24 protein-coding genes are annotated in these 24,422 nt (G+C 35.2%); 8 read left to right on the top strand and 16 right to left on the bottom strand.

The window, feature by feature from the left end; all coding sequences use genetic code 11:
- Positions 1 to 126: 126 nt before the first annotated feature.
- The 5 genes from gdhA to PL77_RS09455 all read right to left on the bottom strand — a co-directional run bounded on the left by gdhA (position 127) and on the right by PL77_RS09455 (position 5,598).
- Positions 127 to 1,470, bottom strand: a complete 1,344-nt coding sequence (gene gdhA, locus PL77_RS09475; RefSeq protein WP_044204129.1) for an NADP-specific glutamate dehydrogenase — start codon at positions 1,468 to 1,470, stop codon at positions 127 to 129.
- Between the two features lie 161 nt (positions 1,471 to 1,631).
- Positions 1,632 to 2,864 (bottom strand): PP2C family protein-serine/threonine phosphatase, encoded by a 1,233-nt coding sequence (locus PL77_RS09470; RefSeq protein WP_044204126.1) that lies wholly within the window; start codon positions 2,862 to 2,864, stop codon positions 1,632 to 1,634.
- Positions 2,865 to 2,885: 21 nt separating this feature from the next.
- Entirely contained in the window at positions 2,886 to 4,157 is a 1,272-nt protein-coding gene (locus tag PL77_RS09465; RefSeq protein ID WP_044204124.1) for an ABC transporter permease, read from the bottom strand.
- Between the two features lie 34 nt (positions 4,158 to 4,191).
- Positions 4,192 to 4,446 carry a hypothetical protein gene (locus tag PL77_RS09460; RefSeq protein WP_044204121.1) on the bottom strand — a complete coding sequence of 85 codons (255 nt, stop codon included), beginning with the start codon at positions 4,444 to 4,446 and terminating at the stop codon, positions 4,192 to 4,194.
- Between the two features lie 93 nt (positions 4,447 to 4,539).
- On the bottom strand, positions 4,540 to 5,598 hold the full coding sequence (locus PL77_RS09455) for a glycosyltransferase (RefSeq protein WP_044204118.1): 1,059 nt from the start codon (positions 5,596 to 5,598) through the stop codon (positions 4,540 to 4,542).
- A gap of 274 nt (positions 5,599 to 5,872) precedes the next feature.
- Here PL77_RS09455 and bcp point away from each other — a divergent pair, with 274 nt between their 5' ends.
- Positions 5,873 to 6,322: a thioredoxin-dependent thiol peroxidase gene (bcp, locus tag PL77_RS09450; protein ID WP_044204115.1), complete on the top strand. Its 450-nt coding sequence runs from the start codon at positions 5,873 to 5,875 to the stop codon at positions 6,320 to 6,322.
- A gap of 74 nt (positions 6,323 to 6,396) precedes the next feature.
- A complete protein-coding gene (locus tag PL77_RS09445) occupies positions 6,397 to 7,239 on the top strand; it encodes a transketolase (RefSeq protein ID WP_044204112.1) in 843 nt (280 codons plus the stop codon).
- A 61-nt stretch (positions 7,240 to 7,300) separates the two neighbouring features.
- Here PL77_RS09445 and PL77_RS09440 read toward each other — a convergent pair whose 3' ends face one another.
- The 3 genes from PL77_RS09440 to PL77_RS09430 all read right to left on the bottom strand — a co-directional run bounded on the left by PL77_RS09440 (position 7,301) and on the right by PL77_RS09430 (position 8,881).
- Positions 7,301 to 7,834 carry a dihydrofolate reductase family protein gene (locus tag PL77_RS09440; RefSeq protein WP_044204111.1) on the bottom strand — a complete coding sequence of 178 codons (534 nt, stop codon included), beginning with the start codon at positions 7,832 to 7,834 and terminating at the stop codon, positions 7,301 to 7,303.
- Between the two features lie 141 nt (positions 7,835 to 7,975).
- Positions 7,976 to 8,422 (bottom strand): GNAT family N-acetyltransferase, encoded by a 447-nt coding sequence (locus tag PL77_RS09435; protein ID WP_044204108.1) that lies wholly within the window; start codon positions 8,420 to 8,422, stop codon positions 7,976 to 7,978.
- Positions 8,423 to 8,572: 150 nt separating this feature from the next.
- Entirely contained in the window at positions 8,573 to 8,881 is a 309-nt protein-coding gene (locus tag PL77_RS09430; RefSeq protein ID WP_044204106.1) for a rhodanese-like domain-containing protein, read from the bottom strand.
- Between the two features lie 87 nt (positions 8,882 to 8,968).
- Between PL77_RS09430 and PL77_RS09425 the strand changes: the two genes are divergently transcribed.
- The 5 genes from PL77_RS09425 (at position 8,969) to PL77_RS09405 (ending at position 13,118) form a co-directional block, all read left to right on the top strand.
- Positions 8,969 to 9,394: an OsmC family protein gene (locus tag PL77_RS09425; protein WP_044204104.1), complete on the top strand. Its 426-nt coding sequence runs from the start codon at positions 8,969 to 8,971 to the stop codon at positions 9,392 to 9,394.
- 138 nt (positions 9,395 to 9,532) lie between these two features.
- Positions 9,533 to 10,717 carry a PLP-dependent aspartate aminotransferase family protein gene (locus PL77_RS09420; RefSeq protein ID WP_044204102.1) on the top strand — a complete coding sequence of 395 codons (1,185 nt, stop codon included), beginning with the start codon at positions 9,533 to 9,535 and terminating at the stop codon, positions 10,715 to 10,717.
- 152 nt (positions 10,718 to 10,869) lie between these two features.
- Positions 10,870 to 11,367: a hypothetical protein gene (locus tag PL77_RS09415; protein WP_044204101.1), complete on the top strand. Its 498-nt coding sequence runs from the start codon at positions 10,870 to 10,872 to the stop codon at positions 11,365 to 11,367.
- A 351-nt stretch (positions 11,368 to 11,718) separates the two neighbouring features.
- Entirely contained in the window at positions 11,719 to 12,408 is a 690-nt protein-coding gene (locus tag PL77_RS09410) for a hypothetical protein (RefSeq protein ID WP_044204099.1), read from the top strand.
- Between the two features lie 101 nt (positions 12,409 to 12,509).
- The gene (locus PL77_RS09405) at positions 12,510 to 13,118 is read left to right on the top strand and encodes a hypothetical protein (protein ID WP_156152305.1); all 609 of its coding nucleotides are present in this window, start codon (positions 12,510 to 12,512) and stop codon (positions 13,116 to 13,118) included.
- Between the two features lie 299 nt (positions 13,119 to 13,417).
- Here PL77_RS09405 and pgeF read toward each other — a convergent pair whose 3' ends face one another.
- The 6 genes from pgeF to PL77_RS09375 all read right to left on the bottom strand — a co-directional run bounded on the left by pgeF (position 13,418) and on the right by PL77_RS09375 (position 18,871).
- Positions 13,418 to 14,209: a peptidoglycan editing factor PgeF gene (gene pgeF / locus PL77_RS09400; RefSeq protein WP_044204094.1), complete on the bottom strand. Its 792-nt coding sequence runs from the start codon at positions 14,207 to 14,209 to the stop codon at positions 13,418 to 13,420.
- An 11-nt stretch (positions 14,210 to 14,220) separates the two neighbouring features.
- Complete coding sequence (gene hisA / locus PL77_RS09395) at positions 14,221 to 14,955, bottom strand: 1-(5-phosphoribosyl)-5-[(5-phosphoribosylamino)methylideneamino]imidazole-4-carboxamide isomerase (protein WP_044204091.1); 735 nt, start codon at positions 14,953 to 14,955, stop codon at positions 14,221 to 14,223.
- A 1-nt stretch (position 14,956) separates the two neighbouring features.
- Entirely contained in the window at positions 14,957 to 15,544 is a 588-nt protein-coding gene (gene hisH / locus PL77_RS09390; protein WP_044204090.1) for an imidazole glycerol phosphate synthase subunit HisH, read from the bottom strand.
- A gap of 253 nt (positions 15,545 to 15,797) precedes the next feature.
- Positions 15,798 to 17,654, bottom strand: a complete 1,857-nt coding sequence (locus PL77_RS09385) for an alpha-amylase family protein (RefSeq protein ID WP_044204088.1) — start codon at positions 17,652 to 17,654, stop codon at positions 15,798 to 15,800.
- Positions 17,655 to 17,715: 61 nt separating this feature from the next.
- A complete protein-coding gene (locus tag PL77_RS09380) occupies positions 17,716 to 17,961 on the bottom strand; it encodes a hypothetical protein (protein WP_044204086.1) in 246 nt (81 codons plus the stop codon).
- Between the two features lie 448 nt (positions 17,962 to 18,409).
- Positions 18,410 to 18,871, bottom strand: coding sequence for a hypothetical protein (locus PL77_RS09375; protein WP_044204085.1), 462 nt, complete (start codon positions 18,869 to 18,871; stop codon positions 18,410 to 18,412).
- A gap of 122 nt (positions 18,872 to 18,993) precedes the next feature.
- On the opposite strand from PL77_RS09375, the gene PL77_RS09370 reads away from it, so the two are divergent.
- On the top strand, positions 18,994 to 20,634 hold the full coding sequence (locus tag PL77_RS09370) for an ABC-F family ATP-binding cassette domain-containing protein (RefSeq protein WP_044204084.1): 1,641 nt from the start codon (positions 18,994 to 18,996) through the stop codon (positions 20,632 to 20,634).
- Between the two features lie 485 nt (positions 20,635 to 21,119).
- Here PL77_RS09370 and PL77_RS09365 read toward each other — a convergent pair whose 3' ends face one another.
- Together PL77_RS09365 and PL77_RS09360 are read right to left on the bottom strand one after the other, a co-directional pair.
- On the bottom strand, positions 21,120 to 22,757 hold the full coding sequence (locus tag PL77_RS09365) for an FAD-binding oxidoreductase (protein WP_044204081.1): 1,638 nt from the start codon (positions 22,755 to 22,757) through the stop codon (positions 21,120 to 21,122).
- The gene (locus PL77_RS09360; RefSeq protein ID WP_044204073.1) at positions 22,741 to 24,393 is read right to left on the bottom strand and encodes a glycerol-3-phosphate dehydrogenase/oxidase; all 1,653 of its coding nucleotides are present in this window, start codon (positions 24,391 to 24,393) and stop codon (positions 22,741 to 22,743) included. Before PL77_RS09360 ends, PL77_RS09365 begins: the two co-directional genes overlap by 17 nt.
- Positions 24,394 to 24,422: the final 29 nt, after the last annotated feature.

Here is a 24,422-nt window from a genome sequence, read left to right as displayed (position 1 = left end):
CTTGCACTTTTTTTTGTTTAACTTTTCAAGTGTTAAGAAGAGTAGAAAGTTTTTTTATTCTACAAAAAACAGGCTAAGTCATAATGAAACGACTTAGCCTGTTTTTTATCTATAAAAGCGAGTGGATTAGATCACACCGTATGCCAATAAAGCATCAGCGACTTTCACAAAGCCACCAATATTTGCTCCTTTCACATAGTCAACCCATCCGTCTTCTTGACCATATTTTAGGCACTTTTCATGGATTTTCTTCATAATACCTTGAAGTTTTTCATCTACTTCTTCAAAGCTCCACTGTAAACGCATTGAGTTTTGTGTCATTTCAAGACCTGAGATAGCAACACCACCTGCGTTAGCCGCTTTACCAGGGCCGTACATAATTTTATTTTTCTCAAATACTTTTACGGCTTTGTTGGTTGAAGGCATGTTAGCACCTTCACAAACTAAGATACATCCGTTGGCAATCAATGTTTCAGCATCTTTTTCATCTAACTCGTTTTGAGTAGCTGATGGGAAAGCTAGATCTGTTTTGATACTCCAAGGTCTTTGACCTTCAGTATAAGTTGCACCAGGATATTTCTTCACATATTCACCTAAAGAAACACGGTCTACATTTTTCAGTTGTTGGATATGAGCTAATTTCTCCGCATCAATTCCATCAGGATCATGTAAGAAACCGCCACGGTCTGAAACAGTAAGAACTGTAGCACCTAGCTGAATTAATTTTTCAACAGTGTATTGAGCGACATTACCAGACCCAGATACAACTGCTTTTTTGCCATTGAAATCATCATTTCTAACGGCAAGCATTTCTTTAGCGAAATAAACTGAACCGTAACCTGTCGCTTCAGTTCTAGCATTTGATCCACCAAATGCTAAGTTTTTACCTGTAAGAACACCTGTATATTCATTGGCAATACGACGGTACTGACCAAACATATAACTTACTTCTCTACCGCCAACACCAATATCGCCGGCAGGAACGTCTGTATCCTTACCAATATATCTGTAAAGTTCCGTCATAAATGCATGACAGAATCTCATGATTTCTGCATCTGATTTTCCTTTGGGGTTGAAGTCAGAACCACCTTTAGCACCACCCATTGGAAGGGTTGTTAAAGAGTTTTTCAATACCTGTTCAAAACCCAAGAATTTTAAAGTACCTAATGATACTGACTTGTCGAAACGAAGTCCACCTTTGTAAGGGCCAATAGCACCATTAAACTGTACACGGTGACCTCTATTGACACGAATGTTACCTTCATCATCCATCCACGTTACACGGAAACTGATTACTCTGTCAGGTTCTGTCATACGCTCCAGGATCGAAGCATCTAAGTATTTGGGGTTTTCGTTGATGAATGGAATTAATTTCTCTGCCACTTCCTCCACGGCCTGGTGGAATTCTGGTTGTCCAGGATTTCTTCTGATTAAACCCTGCATGAAGCTTTTTAACTCGAGCTTTTGCATTTAATTAAAGGTTAGTAATTAATATAAGTAATAAAATATGTGTTTATTGCTAGAGCGTGTGCAAGACATCACTTTAGAGAAGAAATACCTCTCACAAGTAAGCTGGTTATTTTGATTAATGGACTTACAAATTCAGGTTATTCATTTCAAAGTTTTGTCCTTTACAGACTCTTGTCAAGGTCGACTTTACATGACAATAAAGTGATATCATCAGCATAAGCCTGGTGACCTTTGAAAGTGTTTAGGAGTGCAATAAGATTCTTATGCATTTTTTTCTGGTCGTATTGAATATTTGCATCCAAGAACTCTAATAATTTGTCATCTCCTAGTTCTTCATCTTCGTCATTATAGGTTTCGGTAAAACCATCAGTGAATCCAAAAATGAAGAACTTTCGCAAGTTATTAATTTCTCCAACTTCAATGAAAGGTAATTTTGTAAAAGACCCCAAAATTGTTGTACCTTCTTCTAAACGAGAGAATTTGTTTTCATTATACAGGAAAGGTGGGTTGTGACCTGCATTAATGTAATGAATGCATTGTGTATCGGTATCGTACACCATAAAGAAAGCTGTGATGAAATTTTCACCTTGTGCACTTTCTAAAATTTGGGTATTGGCTTCATGTACGATACTCTCAATATCCATATTCCTTCTGGCTAATGCACGTATAGTACCTTGGAAATTGGACATTAATATTGCAGCCGGAACGCCTTTGCCTGAAACATCAGCAATAGATATCAAAAACTTTGTATCCGTCATTTGGATAAAGTCATAATAATCGCCGCCAATAGAGTGGTGAGGCATGTAGCTTGCGTGAATTGAAACTGGCACGTTATCACCGTAAGGCAGTTTTCTTGGGAATAGCATTGTCTGTACTTGAGAAGCAATCTTTAATTGCTTTTTGGTCTCTTTTTGCTTTTCCTCTTTTCGAGCAAGCTTTTTATTTTCAATTGCTACTAAGATTATATTACTCAGAGCTTCGGTAAATCCTGAGTCATGAAAATCAATATGTTTTTCTGATGCTACTCCAACCAACGCATAGGCTAATACATCATTTTTATGCTTGATCGGAATGATCGTATCAAAATTCTGGAACCCTTCTGGTTTTGTTTGAAGCTTTGATGTTTTGGTATATTCTTCAAACACTTTCGGAAAACGCTCCGTTAATTCATGATCATGGTTGCCATAATTTACATAGCGAACATGTTCCTGCAAATCCTCATCAAAAACAAATAGAAGAAGATTTGAAACACTTGGGTTAGAAGAAAGTGTTAGTTTATAAATGGTATAAAGATCTTCTTCCGATTTATTTGCGTTGATAGCACTTATCGTCTCAAAAAGAGATTCTAACTGCATTTCTTTTAGCATTAATCGTTTATCAATAGGATTCGCCATAGGTATATGAATACAATATTTTTATTTTGAATTAGAATGTGGGTCAAAGGCATCACGAAGCCCATTCCCGATTAAATTAAAGGCCAAAACTGTAAGGCTAATAGCAAGACAAGGGAAAATGATAAGATGCCAATGTCCACTAGGTGTTAATTCTGTTAAACCTTCTTTAATCATCGTTCCCCATGATGGCATAGATGGAGGACCACCCAAACCTAGGAAACTTAAACCTGCCTCAATTAGAATTGCAGAAGCAAAATTGGAGGCACATATTACAGCGAGTGGACTTAAAACATTTGGTAAAATGTGATGCCAAATGATTCTTGCATTAGAATAACCTAAAGCTCTCGCTGCTTCTACATAATCTTTTTGTTTGATCGATAAAATCTGACCTCTGATCACACGAGCCACTTCTACCCACATCGTTAATCCTACTGCGACGAAAGTCACCCATACTCCTTCACTTTGTAAGGCCAATCGGACTGCAACAACGAGCATAATGGCGGGGATAGACCAAGTAATGGTCATGAGCCATAAGGCAACCTTGTCAATGTAACCACCGAAATATCCACTCATTGAACCAATTAAAATACCAATGGTCAAGGATATGATTAAGGAAATAAATCCAATGGTTAGTGATACTCTGGTTCCAAAAATTAATCGACTAAGTACATCTCTACCTATTTTATCAGTGCCGAGAATAAAAGTTTTCTTTTCTATATGTTTACTCTCAAACTCTTTGATCAAGTCGCTTCTGTATGCTTTTTGAACGTTTTGTCTTTCATTTAAATAAATAGTAGAGTCGCCTCTAGTAATATAATTATGAGGTAGATTTTTACCCAAAATTTCTGAAGGAGAAGAATAAATTGATTTTACAACTTCTACCAAAGGAAGTCCCATTTCGAGCCGTTTGGTAGTGTGCAGTGATTTTTTTTCTAAGCCCGGATAAACCACAAAAAAGACAGAATCACCCAATATTTTAGGTTGGCCAATTATTGGTATTTCGAAGAATTTATTTTCCTCTCCGTTTAATAAAATATCAATAACAGATGGTGTGTGCACTACTATATCTTTCTTCTTTTTTAGCACATCTACCGTAAACATGGGTGGCTTTTTGGCTGTTTCCAAAAGTCCATCGTTGGCAAAGTGTGTACCATCGGGCATAATCAAATAACCGGCAATTGCCATACATGCCAATATAAAAATATAGACAATAGAAATCATGGCAGGAGTATTCCTCCTTAATCTCTTTTTGACAAAGTGTGATGGTGGTTTATGTACTTCGTACGGTGTCATCTATGCAATTTATAAAGAATAAAAGTTAGTGTCTTTATTGAGAATTATGAGCTAACAAGCCTTTCTTGGAGGCAAGATAATACAATGATGAGTATAATTTCTCATAATCTGAAAGTTCAATTTCAATTTCTTCTGAAGGAGAGGAAAAAGAACGTACCCAACCTTTTTCAATCAAACTCTTTAATTCATTTCTTAAAGTATTTTCTTGAAGTGATGTTTCTGAAAGTAAATCTTTGAAACTCACAACAAAATAGAGCTCATCAAGAATGTTGTATTCAATATCAGTCATAAAAAAAAATCTTATTTCAAAAATAATAAATTTGGAAGATTAAGCGCAGGTTTAGAAAATATTTTTCATTAAAACAGTATTTTAATTGTTATTCTAAACATTATATTTTCTATTCTTCCATGAATACTTAGAAAATGTAGCTAACAAGCCAATGCTAAATGCATAAAATGGGTAAAGAAGTGAGACAAACGGAATCCATTTTAGAAGCTGATAATCAGTCTGCCATCTTAGAATGATCCTATTGAAAAAGTATTCAATGAGTACCCTAATTCCTAAACCCAGGAGCAATATTAACCAATTTCCTGAAAAGAAAATAACAGTGCATAGTGAAGCTAAAAAACTAAAATGTAATAAGAAAATAAAAACTGCACTGAACTGAGGTGATTTATTTTCATAATGTCTCCATTTGCTTGCCCATCTTATTCTTTGTTGTATAAACAGAGGTAATGTAGCAGGTGGTGGCGTTTTTACAATTGCTTTGGGGTCTTTGATAAACTTTATTTTGGTAGGGTCTTCTTTTGCAATTTGATGCATTAAAAATTCATCATCACCAGTGGGGATATGAATGTGTTTTTCGTAATCGTTTTGTGTGAGGAATGCCTCTCGCTGAAATGCCAAGTTTGCTGCATTACACATGTTCGGCTGTTTGTTAATGATCGATGTAGCTCCTGTAAGTATAAGACTTCCAAATTCAATGACCATCAGTTTTTGTAAAAAGGAAGAGCTCGGCGAAAACTGAACAGGCCCAGAGAGGAGAGCTGGTTTTTGAAAATAATGATAATGTGCAATGATAGTATTCATCCAGTCAGGATCATGTATACAGTCTGCATCTGTCGTGATGATTAACTCACTTTGAGCCAACTCAACCCCATTGCGAATGGCTATTTTCTTACCTTCTTGATCTTTTCCTAAAGAAATAACTTGAAACTGATGGGGTAATAATTTTACTTTCTGTTCTAAAAGGTTTAGTGTGTTATCTTCAGAGTGATCATTGACAAAAATACATTGGAAGTGAGGGTAGGTTTGCTTTTTTAATGAATCAAATAAGGCTTCGATGTTATTTTCCTCATTTCTCAAAGCAATCACTACGGTAACAGAAGTAGCGAAATCCTTGTTCGTTGGAATAGAAATAGAAGTATTCCAAAGGTGCATTAACCTTAACAAATAAAAAAAGTAGAGGATACTTAGTATTAAAAAAAAGAATTCCAATAGATACTTTAGTGTTTAATCTTGATGATGATTTGATATATTTTTCATCCAAATTTACGATAAAAATATGTGTGTTATCATAAACAAAACGAATTCTCGATCGTTAGTTGTTTCAATAATGTGTTTTTTTGATTTAAGGAGATCGCATTTTTTGTAACTCCCTTTGAAAATTCTACATTTGTCAACACACAACAAATTACACTAAAACAGTACAATTATGTCATTAGAAATCGGACAAGCAGCTCCACAATTTGAGAGCGTAGATCAAAATGGTAATACAGTAAAACTATCCGATTTTAAAGGGAAGAAAGTAGTTTTATATTTTTATCCAAAGGATATGACTCCAGGGTGTACAGCACAAGCTTGTGACTTGAGAGATAACTATGAAAAGTTATTGTCTGAAGGTTATGTGGTATTGGGCGTGAGTACTGATTCTGAAGAGCGTCATCAGAAATTTATTGCTAAACATGAGTTGCCATTTCCGCTTTTGGCAGACGTAGATCACAAAGTTCACGACCTGTATGGTACTTGGCAATTGAAAAAAACGTTCGGAAAAGAGTACATGGGGACGGTCAGAACCACTTTTATCATCGATGAAGAGGGAATTTTAACGGACATTATTAAAAAGGTGAAGACGAAAGAGCATACTAAACAGATAATTGGTTAAGTTTGCAGTCGGAAAATAATAGTTGGGTGTAAAAACCCAATAAACATATAATAAATAGCTTACATCAAAGAAAGATGGCAGAGATAGCAGAATTGAAAAGAATAGCGTCTCAAGTAAGACGTGACATCGTTAGAATGGTAAACGGTGCAGGAAACGGTCACCCAGGTGGAGCCCTAGGATGTGCTGACTTATTTGTAGCACTTTACTTTAAGCACATGGAACACAACAAAGAGTTCAAAATGGATGCTGTAGGTGAAGATGTTTTCTATCTTTCAAACGGTCATATTTCAGCTGTTTTTTATAGCACGCTGGCTAGAGCTGGTTACTTCCCAGTATCTGAATTGGCTACTCACAGAAAAATCGACTCAAGATTACAAGGTCACCCAACTCCTTATGAGCACTTAGAAGGTGTACGTATGGCTTCTGGTTCATTAGGACAAGGTTTATCAGTTGCTGCAGGTACTGCATTGACGAAGAAATTAAACAATGACGACAAAATGGTGTATTGTTTAATGGGTGATGGTGAGCAACAAGAAGGTCAAATTTGGGAAGCAGCAATGTATGCCGCTCACAACAAAATTGACAACTTAGTAGGTGTTATCGATTACAACAACCGTCAAATTGATGGTGACGTATCTGACGTATTGAGCTTGATCGATATTGAAGCGAAGTATAAAGCATTTGGTTGGGATACTATCGTTGCTGAAGGTAACGACATGGAAAAATTAGATGCTGCATTGACGCAAGCAAAAGAGCTTTCAGGAAACGGTAAGCCAATCATGATCGTAATGAAGACTGAGATGGGCTTCCCAATCGATTATATGGTAGGTACGCACAAGTGGCACGGTGTTGCTCCAAACGCAGAGCAAACTGAAGCAGCTTTAGCACAATTAGAAGAAACTTTAGGTGATTACTAATCAGTAATTTTCTGAATATTGAAAAGGCTAGGTGATTTTAGAATTACCTAGCCTTTTTGTTTTATCTCTTTCTTGAATAATGCGTCTGAACAATTTGCCCTAAATGTACTTTAGAACTTACAAATTCGAATTCCAATAGCTTGTCTGTTTCTCCAAATAATGGGAAACCTCCTCCAAGTACCACTGGGATTGTAGAGATGATGAGATCATCAATTAAGTCTTCCTTTAAAAAGCTTTGAATGACAGAACCTCCGTCAATGTATAAGTTTAAGTAGTTTTGAGCATAAAGTTGTTCCAATACCTCATTTAAAGTGCCATTAATAATAAATACTTTGTTGGTTAAATGCTCGGGGATTTCTTTGATGGAAGTACTTAGTACAAAAACAGGTTTAGAATACGGCCATTCTCCACCAAAACCTTTTACGATTTCATAGGTGTTTCTACCCATAACTAAAGCATCAATGGAATCCATAAAAGAACTGAACCCCATGTCATCATTATTGGGATTGGGGACGGTTTGTAGCCAATCCAGTCCTTCATTTTTGTCAGCAATAAAACCATCAATACTAGTGGCGATATAAACTTTGTTATTCATTTCAGTAGTTATTATGTGTTAGGTTATTCAAAAGGGTTCAATAATTTTGTCTTGGTACTAATGTCCTAGTTCATATACATAATAACCAATATCTATCATAAAAAAAAGAGACTGTTTAATTAACAGCCTCTATATATTGTTTTAGACGAATTGTTCCATTAAAACATGTGGAATTCCATCTTCCATAAACTCATCACCTTTTACAGTAAACCCTTCATCTTCATAAAAGGCAGTAGCGTAGGTCTGAGAGTGGAGATACATTCTAGTTCCTTCTTCGGCAATATCTTCAATTTCAGAAAGACTGGCTTGAAGTAACGCATTACCAATACCTTGACCGCGGTAAGGCTTTGATACAGCAAAGCGTCCTAATTTGTATCCTTCTTCTGTTTGGAAAAACCTACAAACTCCCGCAGGATGTCCGTCATCCAACACTAACAAGTGAAAAGCTTTTGGCTCAAGCTCATCAAATTCCAGAGAAATATCGATTTCCTGTTCATCCACAAAAACTTCTTTACGGATTTGCATTACAGCAGGCCACCAATCAGAGTCAGTACCTTGAAAAATGACAATGGATAATGTATCAGACATTGATAATTAAATTAAGATTTTGAATGAGGCAAATATCGGAAAAGATCTTAGGAATAGATAATCAGTTAAAAAATTAAAACATAAAAAGCCTTCTTGAAATTAGGAGGTCTAAATCAAGAAGGCTAAAAAGGTGTATTTTTTAGAATAGAATTAGTCGTCTAATCCGTACTCGTCGATGTAAGCTAAGATACCACCTTCTAGGTTTTCAAGGTTGGTGAAGCCAAACATGCTTTCAAGAGCTTGAATAGCGTTAGCAGATCTCTTACCGCTACGGCAATGAACGATCACTCTTTTGTCTTTGCTGAATTGTTCTACTTCTTCAACAACAGTAGCCAATGGAATCAAGATTCCACCTAAGTTAGCCTCGTCATACTCGTAGTCTTCACGTACATCTATAAGCTGGAAGTCAGCACCGCTATCCTGTAATTCTTTGAATTCTTCTACAGTAATACTTTTCATAGTTCCCTAATTTAGTTTGTATTCTCGTAATTTTATCAAACCTTTGTGTATTGAACAAATAATCAAGTATAAAAATTACATTCAGTCATGAAAATTGAACTAAATCGAGTAAACGAAGGCGTAAAATTCGAAGCTACCTCAGAAGAAGGGAACTCTTTATTCATTGATGCTGGTAAGGGCAAAATGGATGGCATGGGCGAAGGAAGTGCTTTTAGTCCAATGCAATTAGTTCTAACAGGTGTGGCTGGCTGTGCATGTTTTGACCTGATTCATATTCTGAAAAAACAACGTCAAGTAATCAACGATGTGAAAATTTCAGTAGAAGGTGACCGTGTAGATGCTGTTCCTGCTCCTTTCGAAAAGGTACATGTTCATTTTAAGCTATTCGGTGAAATCAACGAGGCAAAAGCAAAGCGTGCGGTAGAGTTAGCCGTAGAGAAATATTGTTCAGTAGCTGAGATGGTAAAATCAACTGCAACAATTACGCATTCTTTTGAAATTATTGCAGAATAAAGCAGTCCTAGAAAGTCTATTGTGTGCGATAACTGGCATTAATTGCTCTTAAAAAATCACAATGGAAGACTTTATTTTCATTATTAATTAGTAATATTGAAACTTGATTGATAATCAAGTATCTAACTAACAAACTGTATGAGTCAAGAAGAGAAGAAATTTGAAACTATTGCGGTAAGAGCGCAAACACCCCGTTCGCAAAACAGAGAGCACTCTGTGCCCATTTATGCCACTTCAAGTTTTACATTTGAAGATGCTGACCATGCGAATGCACTATTTTCAGATGAGGTAGAAGGTAATATTTATTCAAGATATTCTAACCCTAACAATGACGAGTTTATTGATAAGCTAGTACAATTGGAAGGTGCAGAAGCGGGTATTGCCACTTCTTCAGGTATGGCAGCCATGTTTTTGAGTATCGCTTCTTTTGTAAGTCAAGGAGATCATATTGTAGCTTCTCGTTCTTTATTTGGTTCTACTCACCAAATCCTAACGCAGTTATTACCAAAATGGGGAGTCACTCATACATATGTTGATATTCATGATTTAGAAGGATTTGATAAAGCGATCACTCCAACAACGAAGATGATTTTTATCGAAACTCCTTCCAACCCAGCATTGGACATTATTGATATTGAAGCTTTAGCGGCAATTGCTGATAAGCATGGTATCATTTTGAATGTAGATAACTGTTTTGCTACTCCTTATTTACAGAATCCTTTGAAACTAGGAGCTCATATTGTGACACACTCCGCGACTAAGTTCATTGATGGGCAGGGTAGAGTGTTGGCAGGTGCTATTCTAGGTTCAAAAGAATTGATGGAGAAAGTGAAATTTATGTCAAGACATACAGGTCCTGCATTATCACCTTTCCATGGTTGGATTCTTTCGAAATCGTTGGAAACATTATCAATCAGAATGGAGAAGCACTGTGAAAGTGCTCATGCTGTTGCTACTGCTTTAGAAGGTCTTTCTGAAGTGGAATTAGTGAAGTACCCATTCTTGGAGTCACACCCAGGTCATGAATTAGCGAAAAAGCAAATGAGATTAGGTGGTGCTTTGGTTTCCTTTGAAATAAAAGGTGGTGTGGAAGCTGGAAAGAAATTCTGGAACAGCTTAGCGTTGATTTCTAAGTCATCGAACTTAGGTGATACAAGAACAATCGCAACTCACCCCGCATCAACAACGCACTCTAAATTAACAGAGGAAGAAAGATTAGCCGTAGGTATCACGCCAGGTCTAATCCGTATTTCAGTTGGTTTGGAACACGTAGATGATATTTTAGCTGATATCAAACAAGCTTTAGCAAAAAGTCAAAGCTAATCATCAGCCTTAAAAATAAATTAAAACACCAATTTGGGAGCTATTCCTGAGTTGGTGTTTTTTATATAAATTCATGTTTCAAGTGATGCTCCCGGCTTAACACTTACACCAGTTGGAAAATTACCAACCCAGAATTTTTTATAATCAGAAAGATGAAACAGATCGATTGGATTAAATATTTATTTATAATAATATTATTAAGTTCTTGTGCCAAGAAAGAAAACCTAGATTTTTATTGGGTCATTGAGCCACAATCAAACATCTATACTAATGATACTTGCAAACTAATAGTTGAAATACCTAATGACACTATTAGTGATATTTCTTTTTTTATAGCAGGGAAACATAATTTGTTTAATAAACAACATAATAAATATATTTCATACATAAGTATGGGTGACTTCTACAACTTGTATTACTATAATTATACATATTTAGTAATTAATGATGATACAATAGAGGTTAATTTATTGAATGGACAGAAAGTTTATCTTTTTGATTCATTATGTTTAAATCAGAATATGTGGGAAGTTTATAATGATATATTACTCGATGCGATGAAAAAAGCAGATAAGGCAAAAAGAGAATTGGAAAATCAGATTATAATGGAAATGAATAAACCAGAATTAGATGATCCTTTTATAAATTAATTTTTGTATCCCTCACACTGTTCGATGTATTAAGCCGTAGGCGTTACTTCGAACTAACCAATTGAATAAGTTTGTAACTTATAACAAAAAAAAGAGTCAGTCTATCCGCATGTAGGTTGGCTATCAGTCTTCCCCTTGGCGCAAGTGTTAAGCCGATAGGCGTCACTTGTGTCTAACAATCGGAGAAGTCTCCAGACTTCCGAATCAACTAAACAAATTCTACGAACCCTTTTATCAATAACTATTGACCATTAATTTGTGGTGCAGGGAGTTAACATACTTCTTACAAATATAGAGGAGAGAGTGGGAGTTAAGCTAACAGATAATAATTAAAAAACGCAATAGTTAATTATGACTTTTTTTGTAATACATGAATCAACAGGGGATGAAATAGGGGAAATATTTCCTCAAGCAAAATGTTTAGAATATACTGATAATTATCATAGTCAAAATTCAATCACTAGACTACCGAATTTGAAAATTCCAAGTATAAAACCAGATTTAAATACAATAATACTCGGTGATAAGGCAAAAAAAACTGATGTTATTAGTAGTGGTTTAATTACCTCTTATAGTTTTATTGTCAATCATAAAGTGAAACGCTTATTAGAACAATTCGTGCTACCTTTGCATGATTTTTATGATGTAATTTTAAAAAGAAAAAAAGGAAACATAATTGATAATTATTTTGTCCTACATTTTCAAGAAGATTTTAGTAAATACATTGATTTTAAAAGCTCGATAATTTCAATTCAGACCTTACCTCCTTGGAATATTCCTAACTGGGATTTTAATAAAGAAATTGTTAATCTAGATAGCTATTACGATTTTGAAAAACTTAGTAAAAATGTAGCTGGAAAAAAGGATATAGTACCAATACAACTGATATTGAAAAGTGAAATTAATTTGAAGTTGGATTTATTTGTTTTTGATGGACTTCATGATAAAATAATCATTTCTGAAAGGCTAAAAAATGCAATGGAAGAAAATCATATAGTAGGATTCAATTTTAAAAAACTTCCTTTTGAACTGAAAGTATAGTATTCCCTCTCTTCAACGTGTTAGTGTCTCCCTGGCTTAACACTTGTGCTAGTTGGGGGGCAAAGTTTATAAATTTTTACAAGAAGAGTTTAAGACCTATCATGGAAGCACGGATTATGTTGATTCTCTTAATAAGAAATAGAGTGATTAATTTATTATTAATGTTATTATTATCCTGTAGTGCGAATAATAGTGATAATAAATTTGAAAAACTTAGTATATCAAACAATGGCAATAGGGCCCAAAAAAACATTCTAGAAATCCCTTCAATTTGGGTGAGTAGTTATGAAGATGATTACGAAATAATGACTTTTTCTAAAAAGCACAATCCAAATAACGTAATTGATTTGTTTAATTCTGAAGACTATGAAATTGGTCCTCCATATTATTATTTAAAGTTTATTCAATTAGAGAAAAATGAACCTATATATGAAAGTGATATAGCAATTAAACCTGTGTCGGATAGTGTGTGTCATGTTTTGCAGTTGTTTTACCCTTTTAAAAAGGAGGCTGTTACTCATTACGAAGACACTTCTAAGTGGGTTGTTTTGCTATCTATTGAAAGAAAATATAGTTATGATTCTAGTCTATTATATATTCCACCTGAGGAGAAAGTATTGAACGTTGTTGATGGCTTAAAACTTTTAAATGAATGGTTGACTTTGGAACCAACATCTCCTACAAGTCCAAGTAATAACATTAAAATGTGATTTGAAATAAGCCGGGTCTCTAAAAAATAAATCAGTCCTCCTCTCACTGGCGCAAGTGTTAAGCCGATAGGCGTCACTTGTGTCTAACAATCGGAAAAGTCTCCAGACTTCCGAATCAACTAAACAAATTCTATAAATCCTTTCATCAGTAAAAATTGACCATTAATTTGTGGTGTAGGGAGTCAACAGACTCCTTCTAAATATAGACACAAGTGACGCCTCCGGCTTAACACTTGCGCCAGGGGGAGATTAGAATACCAAATTTGGAACTATTGGAAGTTGGTGTTTTTATTGCAAATTTATCGAAGTACAATCGCTCCACCAAACCTTCCCGTTTGTCCAGGAGATGCCTTTCTCGCAGAGAAGAACCGTTCATCCTTATAGGTATCAAAAGGTAGGAATTCAATGTTTTCATCAAGAATGCCTAAAGCACTACATTGTGATTTTTGAGCTTCTGTGATATTAAGGTAGGCTTTTTCAGGATTGGGGTGGGGTAATAGAATTTTGTTTATATCGTTTGGAAAAGCATCTTCATATTGGATGATTACATCCTTTCCAATTTCATAATGAGTTTCTTTGATAAATGGACCGAAAGAGACTTTGATATCTTTAACCTCAGAATCAAAATCAGAAACCATCTGCTCGACTGCTTTTGTTAGAATTTTTAGTACCGTTCCTTTCCAACCGGAATGCACCGCGCCAATTACTTTTTTTATAGGATCGAATAATAAAATAGGAGTGCAATCAGCGGCTAAAGTCAGCAATCCAATATTCTTTACATTGGTCAACATACCATCAGAATCAGGAAATGGATTTTCCATTTTCAGGTATTGTTCAACATTATCTTTTGTGATGGAGTAGACTTTATTGGTGTGTTTTTGGTCGGCAATAAAAAGGCGTTGACAGCCTAAAGTGCCTTTGACAATTGCTCTGTTTTTAAGAACAGCCTCATGATCATCATGAAGCATATTGCCTAGGTTCAAAGAAGCAAAAGGAGGGGCACTAACCCCTCCATTTCTTGTGGTGATGAAATGATCAATCTGACCTTTGTATTCACTGAACTGCTTAAAAACTAAGGTTTCAATACTCATTTCTTACCAATCTATTTAGACATGTGTTGATATATATCCTCAATTGAGATCGTATTCTCATAAATGGCTTTTCCAACTACTACAGAAGGAATACCTGCTTCTTCCAAAGCAATTAAATCATCAAATTTACTTACACCGCCACTCGCAATTAATTCGATATGTGGGAAGTCTTTCATGATTTCGCCATACAACTCAGTGTTAGGACCTTGCATCATTCCATCTTTAGAGATGTCAGTACAAAGCACTTTTGTAATACCTTTAGCCGTATAGTCTTTCAAGTACTCAAATAAAGGAAGTTTAGAATCTTCTTGCCATCCGCTTACAGCAATCATTTTATTTTTAGCATCTGCCGCTAAAATGATTCTATCGTTTCCGAATTTTGTAATCCAAGAAGTAAATTTCTCTACCTCTTTTACAGCAATACTACCACAAGTTACCATTTCAGCACCATGGTCAAATACTTTCTCTAAATCTTCATCCGATTGGATTCCGCCACCAAAGTCAACCACTAGTGAAGTATTTTTAGTGATTCTTTCCAACACTCCATAATTGACTACTTGTTTTGCCTTAGCACCATCCAAGTCTACCAAATGCAATCTTTTGATTCCCGCATCTTCAAACTGTTTTGCGATAACCAACGGATCGTCAGCATAAATTTTCTTTTGATTATAGTCGCCTTGAGAGAGACGTACACATTTACCATCAATCAAGTCAATTGCTGGAATGATATCTATTTTCGTAGACATATTAGATTTTTGTTAGAAAGTTCTCTATAATTTTTTGTCCTACATCACCACTTTTTTCAGGGTGAAACTGTGCTGCGTAGAAGTTGTCTTTATGTAATGAAGCACTATAAGGATTGACATAATCTGTCACTGCGATTGTATTTTCACACAATTCAGCAAAATAGCTATGTACATAATAAACATAATCATCATTGCTGATTCCCTCATACAATGGTGTTTTTAAATCATGAATATTATTCCATCCCATGTGAGGAACTTTTAGTGTTTCGCTTTCAAATTTTTTGACATTTACATCAAAAATCCCAAGACAATCCGTATCTCTTTCTTCCGAATGCTTACACATTAATTGTAGACCAAGGCAAACCCCTAGTGTAGGTTGTTTTAAATCTTTGATCAATTGATCTAATTGACGTGCCTTAAGATAGTCCATTGCTGATTTTGCTTCTCCAACTCCAGGAAAAATCACCTTGTCGGCGCTTTTCAATTCTTCAGCATTGTCTGTCAAGATGGGATCAATCCCTAAACGTTGCAATGCATAGCGTACTGATTGTACATTTCCTGCATTGTATTTTAAAATGGCAACTTTCATCTAACAGATAGTTTTATTGTTACGCAGTTACGCGATTTGAAATTTGAAAATCAAAATTAAAACTCTTTCTATAGAATGAAAAAAACATTACTATTTTTCATACAAAAAGGAGTGAAATCTACCAAATAAGTAGAAATCACTCCCTTTTTTTGAATTTATCTTATGTTGAGATGATATTGTACTAAATCTATAAGTACTAAGACAAAAAATAAATTAGAATTCAATATGATCTATTTTTGACTGAGCACTTCTCTTAGAATGAGAGGTATAAAGCACCATATTTTTTAATAGGAATACTTAAACCTCTTTCGTTGGCTTTATCAAAATCAATCTCAATTGAATCTCCCGTGATCAAATCTTTTGCATTGATTTTTTTCTCATTGATTCCAATTAAGGTCAATACTTCATTTGGTATTATCACCTCTGTAGTAATGTCTTTGTTTTCAAAATTGGCAACAACCAAAACTTTGTCAGTATTTGTGTAACGAATAAAACTATAAGTTTTATCCACATTATACTGAGAATTTGTACGGTTAAACTGTTGTAAATCGATCAAATGACCTTTACGAATTGCTTCAGAACCCTTCGCAGCTTTCAGTAAATTTTTATAGTCATTTCTAAGTGTTTTTTGCTCATCACTTAAAAGATCTCCATCATATTTGTGACCATTTACCCATTTTTGATGTTCAGGAATTCCCCAATAATCGAAAATTGTTGATCTACCATCATCACCACTGAAACCAGAAGCTCCAATAGCAGGTTCACCCACTTCTTGTCCAAAGTAAACCATAACAGGACCGCTTCCTAAAGCTGCACTTACAGCCATACCAGGAATACCCAAAGCAGGGTCGCCGGCAAATTCTTTGGAAGCAATTCTTTGCTCATCATGGTTTTCTAAGAAACGTAACATGTGATTGTTAAAGCCGTCCATATCTTTCCATACTTTTGTAAGGTTAGACAATGATGAACCGTTTCTATCTTCCATCACTGCTCTCAGTGAATCATAAACACCTACTTTATCATACAGGTAATCAAACTTACCATTGAAGATGTAATTCTTGTATTCTGTTGGGTTATAAACCTCCGCAATAAAACGTATTTTAGGGTTGATTTTTTTGATTTTAGGAATCATCCAGTTCCAATATTCAACAGGTACCATTTCTGCCATATCACATCTAAAGCCATCCACACCTTTTTCTGTCCAGTAGGTTAAAACGGCCAACGTTTTTTTCCAAGTAGAAGGAACATCTCCATTGATATCAAATACTTTTTCACCATTTCCAGAAATATGATTTACTCCATAATTTAAGCGAACCGTTTCAAACCAATCGTTGACAGTTGGAGCAAATGTGACAGCACCATTTCCAGATACTTTCGCAGGTACTTCCTTAAATTTGCCATCTGATGTAGGGAATTTGTCACCTCCAAGAGGTTGGTACCCCTCAGGTACAACAAATGGCTTTCCTGGAATATAATAGAAGTTGTTGTTAGCATCAAAACCCGCTTTAACATTGTCTGAGGCACCAAAATCTTCAACTCCTTTTGGTTTTTTATCGGAATGATATTTTCGGGCAACGTGATTGGGAACAAAGTCAATGATGACTTTTAGACCATTGTCATGTGTTCTCTTGATCAGTGCTTCGAATTCTTCCACTCTTTGGTCGACATTCACCGCCAAATCAGGGTTGACATCATAATAATCTTTGATGGCATACGGAGAACCCGCACGGCCTTTTACCACATCAGCATCATCTAAAGGGATGCCGGACTTTCTATAATCAGTGATAACAGCATGTTCAATAACGCCCGTATACCAAACGTGAGTAGTTCCTAACTCTTTGATACCTTGTAAGGCTGCATCATTAATGTCATTAAACTTACCTACGCCATTATCATCAAGTGTACCCCAGGGCTTATTTGTGTTATTTGTATTACCAAAAAGGCGGGTCATCATTTGATAGATGATGATTTTGTGGTCTTCAATTTTCTCGGTGGATTGGGATTCCCCCAATAATTTTTTCACTTTCTTTTCTTCTTTGTCATGTGATGTAGAGCACCCAGCAAAAAGCATTGATAGGAGTGCTCCAAGGATAGTAATTTTTCTAATCATTTTATTTCAATAGAAGGAATTTATAAATAAAAAACAGCAATAACGGTTTTTGGGTTAGGTCTTATTCCTTTGCACTTTTCTTATTGTAAGGTCTCTTTTGGTTTAATGAGTTGGCGATTTTATATAAATCAACTTGCTCTAAAATCGTATCGTAAAGGGACCTATGCTGATCAACATTTCTTAGATCATCTTGCATTTTTACCGCTACAGTGAAAGGATTGGTATCTTTTAATTGTTTCCTTAAAGCATTCAAGTAGTCTTTGTCTTTTTTGATTGCGTTTAAAACAATTTGCTCGATTTCATTCATATTGTAATAAGGGATAGGGATGAATTTGATGCAGTACCAAATCAAATTTTTTCATTCGTTCTTCATTACTTTTTAGGATTAAAATGCTTTAAAAACCGAGTTTTTGTTGGTTTTATTAAGGTTTTTGAAAGACAGTAATAACGAAAAAGGATTAGAAGTAGTAAAAGGTAATTTTGATTGAGTACTTAGAAATATTATAAAGTAATAATAGTTAATTTTGAGTTGAATTTGAAATTAAATTACCATAATTTTTTGTAATAAGTTTTTACAAAAATGTGATTTATTTATTTCTTAAATTAAACCTTGTTTAAGGGAACTTTTTAGGGGTGATTTAATTAATTTTATCTTTAAAAATTAACCTAATATGGAAGTTGTTAATTTGATAAATAATAAAAAAGGCTCGATTAATTTACATCAATCAAGCCTTCTTACAACCTTATGAATTCAGTTATTGAACAATTGGGATTTTTAATTGGTAAATATCCTTACTCCTTATTAGTTCGTAATTAACCCCTTCTACATTAAAATCATTGATTTCTGTATAGGAGCAACAATCGCCACTTTTTCGTTCAGCATCCACCGTGATCGTGCATAACGTCTCCCCGTCGTATAAAAATTTGAAGGACACTTTCTGAGTTTTCCATCCAATGCTGCCCGTTGTAATGATGTATTGGTCAGTGAGGTTTTCTCCATTGAATTCTAAGTCGTCATCTGTTTCCACAGAGAAAAGTTGTGAGTCATAAGTACCATTGATAAATAGGTCCTCATTACTGTCTGCATCAATTAATTGAAAATTGAATGGTTGAGGGGGAGTAAAACAAGCAACATCTTCACATTTGTTGAAAATATCACATGATCCTGTTAGAAGTGTAACAAGAAGAAAGATTGCAAAATAGAGTTTTTTAGTCATGATTTAATTTGAGTTTACTTTCGCCTAAAGACAATTACGGTTTCTCGTTTGACAAAATTATTTGACAACTTCTGATTTCTATCCGATTGAAACATTATCTTTGCTTCATTAAATAATAGACTATGATTTCAGTTGATAATTTAGCCGTTGAATTTAGCGGCCAGACACTTTTTAGTGATGTAAACTTTGTGATTAACCCCACTGATAAAATTGCCCTGATGGGGAAAAATGGTGCTGGAAAATCGACAATGATGAAAATAGTAGCGGGTGTTCAAAAAGCTACTAAAGGACAAGTGACGGCTCCAAAAGAAGCGGTTATTGCCTATTTGCCCCAACATTTATTAACTGAGGATAACTGTACTGTATTTGAAGAGGCCTCTAAAGCATTTCAGCATATTTTTGAAATGAGAGATGAAATGGAGGGACTCAATAAGCAACTGGAAACACGTACAGATTATGAGAGCGATGAGTACATGAAAATCATCGAACGTGTGACGGATCTTAGTGAAAAATACTATGCAATTGAAGAAATAAATTATGATGCTGAAGTAGAAAAGGCTTTAAAAGGTCTAGGCTTTAAGCAAGACGACTTCCAACGTCAGACGAGTGAGTTTAGTGGTGGATGGAGAATGCGTATTGAACTGGCAAAAATCTTATTGCAAAAGCCAGATCTGATTCTATTGGATGAGCCTACCAACCATATTGATATTGAATCAGTGATTTGGCTTGAGGACTTCTTAGTCAATAAAGCCAACGCTGTAATGGTGATTTCTCACGATAGAGCTTTTATTGATAATATCACCAACCGTACTATTGAGGTGACAATGGGACGTATTTATGATTACAAAGCCAATTATTCTCACTATTTGGAATTAAGAGAAGATCGTAGAGCTCAGCAATTAAAAGCTTATCAGGAACAGCAGAAGTTCATCGCCGAAACGAAGCAATTTATTGAAAGGTTCAGAGGTACTTATTCCAAAACAAATCAAGTCAATTCAAGAGAAAGAATGTTGGAGAAGTTGGAAATCATAGAGGTGGATGAGGTAGATACATCTGCACTGAAACTGAAATTTCCTCCTGCACCAAGATCAGGAGAGATTGCAGTGACAGTTACTGATGTTTCAAAATCTTATGACGATAAAGTAATTTTCAAAGATGCTAACATGTCGATCCGAAGAGGAGAGAAGGTTGCTTTTGTGGGTAGAAACGGTGAAGGTAAGTCAACAATGCTCAAATCCATTTTAAAAGAAATTGGTGTTGATGCTGGAGAAGCGGAACTGGGACATAATGTCAAGGTGGGTTATTTTGCTCAGAATCAGGCCTCTTTATTAGATCCAAAATTAACCATTTTCCAAACGGTTGATGAAGTGGCAAAAGGAGATATCCGAAAGCATATCAACAACATCCTAGGTCAATTTATGTTTGGTGGTGAAGATGTAGATAAAAAAGTGGGAGTGCTTTCTGGTGGTGAAAAGACACGTTTGGCCATGGTGAAATTATTATTGGAGCCTGTAAACCTTCTTATTCTCGATGAACCGACCAATCACCTTGATCTAAAATCAAAAGATGTTTTAAAAGAAGCACTAAAAGATTTTGATGGAACTTTAATATTAGTCTCTCACGATAGAGATTTCCTACAAGGTTTATCAGAAAAAGTATTCGAATTTAAGGAACAAAGAGTGATTGAACATTTTGAGACGATTGATGCCTTCTTAGAAAGGAACAGAATACAAAGTATTGCTGATATTAATCTCTCTAAGTAGTTCACTTTTAGATAGATGTGAGAAAATGCGGCTAACGATTTATTCTTTAGCCGTATTTTTTTTGCTAATTTTTTAATCTTAGAGAAATCTAATTGAAATATTTATAGTTTTTATAGGATAAAACTATTAATCTTTTGTTGTTGTTTAGTTAATATTTGATTAAAAACTTACATTCGCTGACGTAAACTTCTACAAGACAAAAACTAAATTATTACTTTCATTAAAAACTAATCGGAAATGAACGACAAAAGGCTATTATTGTTATTGGGGCTAATTATTGCACCTCAAGCACTGCGTTATATGTTCGATGTAAAAACAAATCTTTTCTACATAACATTTCAATGCGTTGTGATTTTCTTGTTCTTCTTATTATTATACAAGAAGGTAAAGGTCACTGAATAAGGCTTTTATAATAAAACCTCATCCTGTTTAAGAATGAGGTTTTATTTTTGAATTACATTATAAGTGTTTGGTGTTGTGAGCTTTTAGTTCAACACGCTCCCAGGATTCATAATGCCGTTAGGATCAATGATACTTTTGATGTTTTTCATTAAGTTATGACTGTTTTCTCCTACTTTTTCTTTCAACCAAGGTGATAATGCCCTGCCAATTCCGTGATGATGAGAAAGCGAACCATTATTGGACAAAATCGTGTTTACTAAACCTTCATGAAATTGTTGATAATCTTCTAAAGGTGCACTTTTATCCGTTGGAGAAATAAATGTAAAATAGAGATTTGCACCGTTTTCATAAACATGTGAAATATGACACATACAGACGGTTTTAGGTCTTGATTTTACATAGGTACGAACATTCTTCCAAAGCTTTTTCAGATCCTTCCAAAGCACTGACGTTTCAATTGTATCAGTCATCAAACCAAGGTCCATTAAAGGTTCTCGCATGTAGGCAGAGTGGAAGCGTTGTGAAAGCCAATTTTTTGTGGGACGACTGCCAATAGATCTTCCTCCAAACTTCTTGGCTGTAGATTTTATCTTGTCCACTACAAATGAAGTGTAGTCCTTATCACCTTCAACTGAGATAAACATTAAAGACCTGCTATTTGGTTTATAGCCTATAGCTTGCAGTGCTTTATCTGAAAACGTTCCTTCAAAACCTTTCATTCTAAAGGCAACTTCCGTTTCTTCATGATCAGAAATACGGAACAAATGAGGTAATCCAAATTGACCTTGAATACAAGCTTTCATTGCCTCTTGTGCATTTTCAAAGTCTTTGAAAATGATACATGCATTTCTACGGTTTTTGAGCTCAAACTTTCTGATTTTGATTGTAGCTTGTGTAATCACGCCAAGTGTACCTTCTGCACCAATAAATAAAGGCATAATTTCCCAACCTTGTGCAGCTTTAGGGTAGCTCTCATTTTCAATAATTCCCGTAGGTGTAATGGCTTTTATACTTAAAACCATATCTTCAATTTTACCATAACCTGTAGAACATTGTCCTGCACCTTTTGCTGCGATCCATCCACCTAAAGTAGAGAACTCGAATGATTGAGGGAAATGCCCGCAAGTATATCCTTTTTGATTTAAAAACTTTTCGAGGGCTGGGCCACTAATCCCCGCTTGTGCAGTGACGGTAAGACTTTCTTCATCCAATTGAATAATTTGGTTCAGATGTTTGGTCAAGTCCAGCGCAATTCCACCATCAGGAAGACCAATCCCTTTTGTTACAGATGATCTTAGCCCTTGAGGACAAATGGCTATTTTCCATTCATTACATTTCTGAACAATCAAATCCGCTTGTGATTCATCGTTGGGGCTTACTACTATGTCAGGTGGAGCGGTAACTTTCCCCTGCCTTAATTCCATAAGTTCACCGTAGAACTTACCAGCAGCATGTTTTGCTCTATCAAAATCTGAAGTCTTAATATTTTCAGCTCCAACAATTTCTGTAAATTCCTTTACATATTTTGGTGCTAATTGAATTTCCTTTTCAACTGTAACCTCTTTTTCTCCAGGTAAAAATGTGGGTAAATTCACCTCAGAAATAGGAATACCGACAAGTTCTTGAATCGTTTTCTTAACATCATCAGTAAGCTCTTCGTTATAATTAGGATCACCCCATTTAAGAATTTGTCTGTAAGTGTTTTTAAGCAATGTTTTCATTTCTTTTGTCTAGATTTCGAATCAATTGATAATGGTTTAATAAGTTTTCTTTTTGTTGAATTAATTGTTCGTCACTGTAATTCAATTTTTTCTTTAAAATTAAACTAATTTTTTGAATCAAAGCTTCAGAGGGTTGATGTAAAGTACCAAGCCCTGTTCTTCTTAAAAAAAGATCTTCCAGAGTGAACGCCATTTCATGATCAATAGCATAATAAATCTGAGCTACGACCTCTCCTTCATCTGAAAGCGTTTCAGTAATAGAATTAAAATGACGTTCAAGAATTTCTTTGGCTTCATCACCATACATATTGACCAAGGTATCGATCTGTTGATGTGATGCCTTCGGAAATTCCTCCATTAAGTACTTTTTGTAATTTTCAATTTGCAATATTCCACAACCAAAAAGAGGTTGCTTTGCCGTCTGTTCAGGCTTTTTGTTTAATGAAATCAGTGAAGCAATCTTTTCACCTAACAGTTCCGCTAAATGCCTTGAAGTAGTATATTTTCCACCTTCCACTGTCCATAGGTTTTTGAAACCTTCTGAAGAGTGATCTAGTATTTCATGCTTTCTGGATTGATTATAAGTGTTTTCTGTGGTTTGATCAACCAAAGGTCTTAAACCACCATAATAATATGTGACGTCTTCTTTTTTGAGGATATCACTTCCATAGCAAGTATTGACTTCACTGATCAGTTCATCAATACTCTCTTGAGTCACCTTCCAATCCTCAACTTTTCCCCTGTAGGGTTTATCAGTAGTTCCAATAATAGTGTGCCCCCTCCACGGCAGTAACATGATGTGTCTTCCCTTTGGTGTTACTAAAGCAACAGCATATTTATTTCCTAGAGAAGGAGTGACAATATGAATGCCTTCAGATCTTAAAGGAGTGGAGGTTCTTTTGGGAGAATTTTCAAGTTGTAAAATGGAGTCGGTCCAGGCACCAGCACAATTGATGATCACTGTACCGTTGAGTTGTACTTTTTTATTATGAATAAGATCAATACCCTCAATGCCCTTGACTGTATTATTGATCACTTTGAAATCTGTTACTTTACAATAATTACAAACTTCAGCACCATGAAACATGGCTGATTTAATAAAGGCCAACGTTAATCTTTCCGCGTAAGCATTTTGACAATCGTAATAGACATAGCTTCCTAGCAGTCCTTCTTCTAGAATTGTTTTCTCTCTTATAATGGTTTTTCGTCTACTTAACGTTTGGTAGTTAGGAAGGGCATTCTCTTTTAATTTTGTATTCTTCTTATCATAGGATAGATAATCATAAGCTTCCATACCTGCTTTGAGCATCAATTGATCCTTCAAAGAATAAAAAGGAAGCATAAAGGGGATTGGTCTTACAAAATTAGGTGCAATGTCCGACAGATAACGTCTTTCTTTTAACGATTCTCGAACAAGACCTATTTCTAAGTTTTTGAGGTAACGTAAACCTCCATGAATCAATTTGGAAGTGGCAGCGGAAGTACCACTACCAAAATCACTTTTTTCTAACAAGGCAACAGATGCTCCTTTTAGACTTAATTCATAAGCAATGGAAGCACCTGTAATTCCGCCTCCAATGATGATAGCATCATAGTGAGGAGCAGAAAAACCTCTATGAGTCATAGGGTGTTGCATAAGTGTTTATTTATTGGTTTGGTTCCCAA

The sequence above is a fragment of the Flammeovirga sp. OC4 genome (assembly GCF_000812565.1).
Lineage (GTDB): Bacteria > Bacteroidota > Bacteroidia > Cytophagales > Flammeovirgaceae > Flammeovirga.
This window is presented reverse-complemented; position numbering and strand designations above follow the sequence as displayed.

Coding starts and splice junctions, on each gene's coding strand:
- PL77_RS09380 (WP_044204086.1), bottom strand. CDS start 17,961: ATGAATGAAATCGAGCAAATTGTTTTAAACGCAATCAAAAAAGACAAA.
- PL77_RS09410 (WP_044204099.1), top strand. CDS start 11,719: ATGACTTTTTTTGTAATACATGAATCAACAGGGGATGAAATAGGGGAA.
- PL77_RS09435 (WP_044204108.1), bottom strand. CDS start 8,422: ATGTCTGATACATTATCCATTGTCATTTTTCAAGGTACTGACTCTGAT.
- PL77_RS09425 (WP_044204104.1), top strand. CDS start 8,969: ATGAAAATTGAACTAAATCGAGTAAACGAAGGCGTAAAATTCGAAGCT.
- gdhA (WP_044204129.1), bottom strand. CDS start 1,470: ATGCAAAAGCTCGAGTTAAAAAGCTTCATGCAGGGTTTAATCAGAAGA.
- PL77_RS09375 (WP_044204085.1), bottom strand. CDS start 18,871: ATGACTAAAAAACTCTATTTTGCAATCTTTCTTCTTGTTACACTTCTA.
- PL77_RS09445 (WP_044204112.1), top strand. CDS start 6,397: ATGGCAGAGATAGCAGAATTGAAAAGAATAGCGTCTCAAGTAAGACGT.
- PL77_RS09430 (WP_044204106.1), bottom strand. CDS start 8,881: ATGAAAAGTATTACTGTAGAAGAATTCAAAGAATTACAGGATAGCGGT.
- pgeF (WP_044204094.1), bottom strand. CDS start 14,209: ATGAGTATTGAAACCTTAGTTTTTAAGCAGTTCAGTGAATACAAAGGT.
- PL77_RS09405 (WP_156152305.1), top strand. CDS start 12,510: ATGGAAGCACGGATTATGTTGATTCTCTTAATAAGAAATAGAGTGATT.
- hisA (WP_044204091.1), bottom strand. CDS start 14,955: ATGTCTACGAAAATAGATATCATTCCAGCAATTGACTTGATTGATGGT.
- PL77_RS09455 (WP_044204118.1), bottom strand. CDS start 5,598: ATGCACCTTTGGAATACTTCTATTTCTATTCCAACGAACAAGGATTTC.
- PL77_RS09370 (WP_044204084.1), top strand. CDS start 18,994: ATGATTTCAGTTGATAATTTAGCCGTTGAATTTAGCGGCCAGACACTT.
- PL77_RS09470 (WP_044204126.1), bottom strand. CDS start 2,864: ATGGCGAATCCTATTGATAAACGATTAATGCTAAAAGAAATGCAGTTA.
- PL77_RS09365 (WP_044204081.1), bottom strand. CDS start 22,757: ATGAAAACATTGCTTAAAAACACTTACAGACAAATTCTTAAATGGGGT.
- PL77_RS09415 (WP_044204101.1), top strand. CDS start 10,870: ATGAAACAGATCGATTGGATTAAATATTTATTTATAATAATATTATTA.
- PL77_RS09460 (WP_044204121.1), bottom strand. CDS start 4,446: ATGACTGATATTGAATACAACATTCTTGATGAGCTCTATTTTGTTGTG.
- PL77_RS09360 (WP_044204073.1), bottom strand. CDS start 24,393: ATGCAACACCCTATGACTCATAGAGGTTTTTCTGCTCCTCACTATGAT.
- PL77_RS09420 (WP_044204102.1), top strand. CDS start 9,533: ATGAGTCAAGAAGAGAAGAAATTTGAAACTATTGCGGTAAGAGCGCAA.
- PL77_RS09385 (WP_044204088.1), bottom strand. CDS start 17,654: ATGATTAGAAAAATTACTATCCTTGGAGCACTCCTATCAATGCTTTTT.
- hisH (WP_044204090.1), bottom strand. CDS start 15,544: ATGAAAGTTGCCATTTTAAAATACAATGCAGGAAATGTACAATCAGTA.
- PL77_RS09440 (WP_044204111.1), bottom strand. CDS start 7,834: ATGAATAACAAAGTTTATATCGCCACTAGTATTGATGGTTTTATTGCT.
- PL77_RS09465 (WP_044204124.1), bottom strand. CDS start 4,157: ATGACACCGTACGAAGTACATAAACCACCATCACACTTTGTCAAAAAG.
- bcp (WP_044204115.1), top strand. CDS start 5,873: ATGTCATTAGAAATCGGACAAGCAGCTCCACAATTTGAGAGCGTAGAT.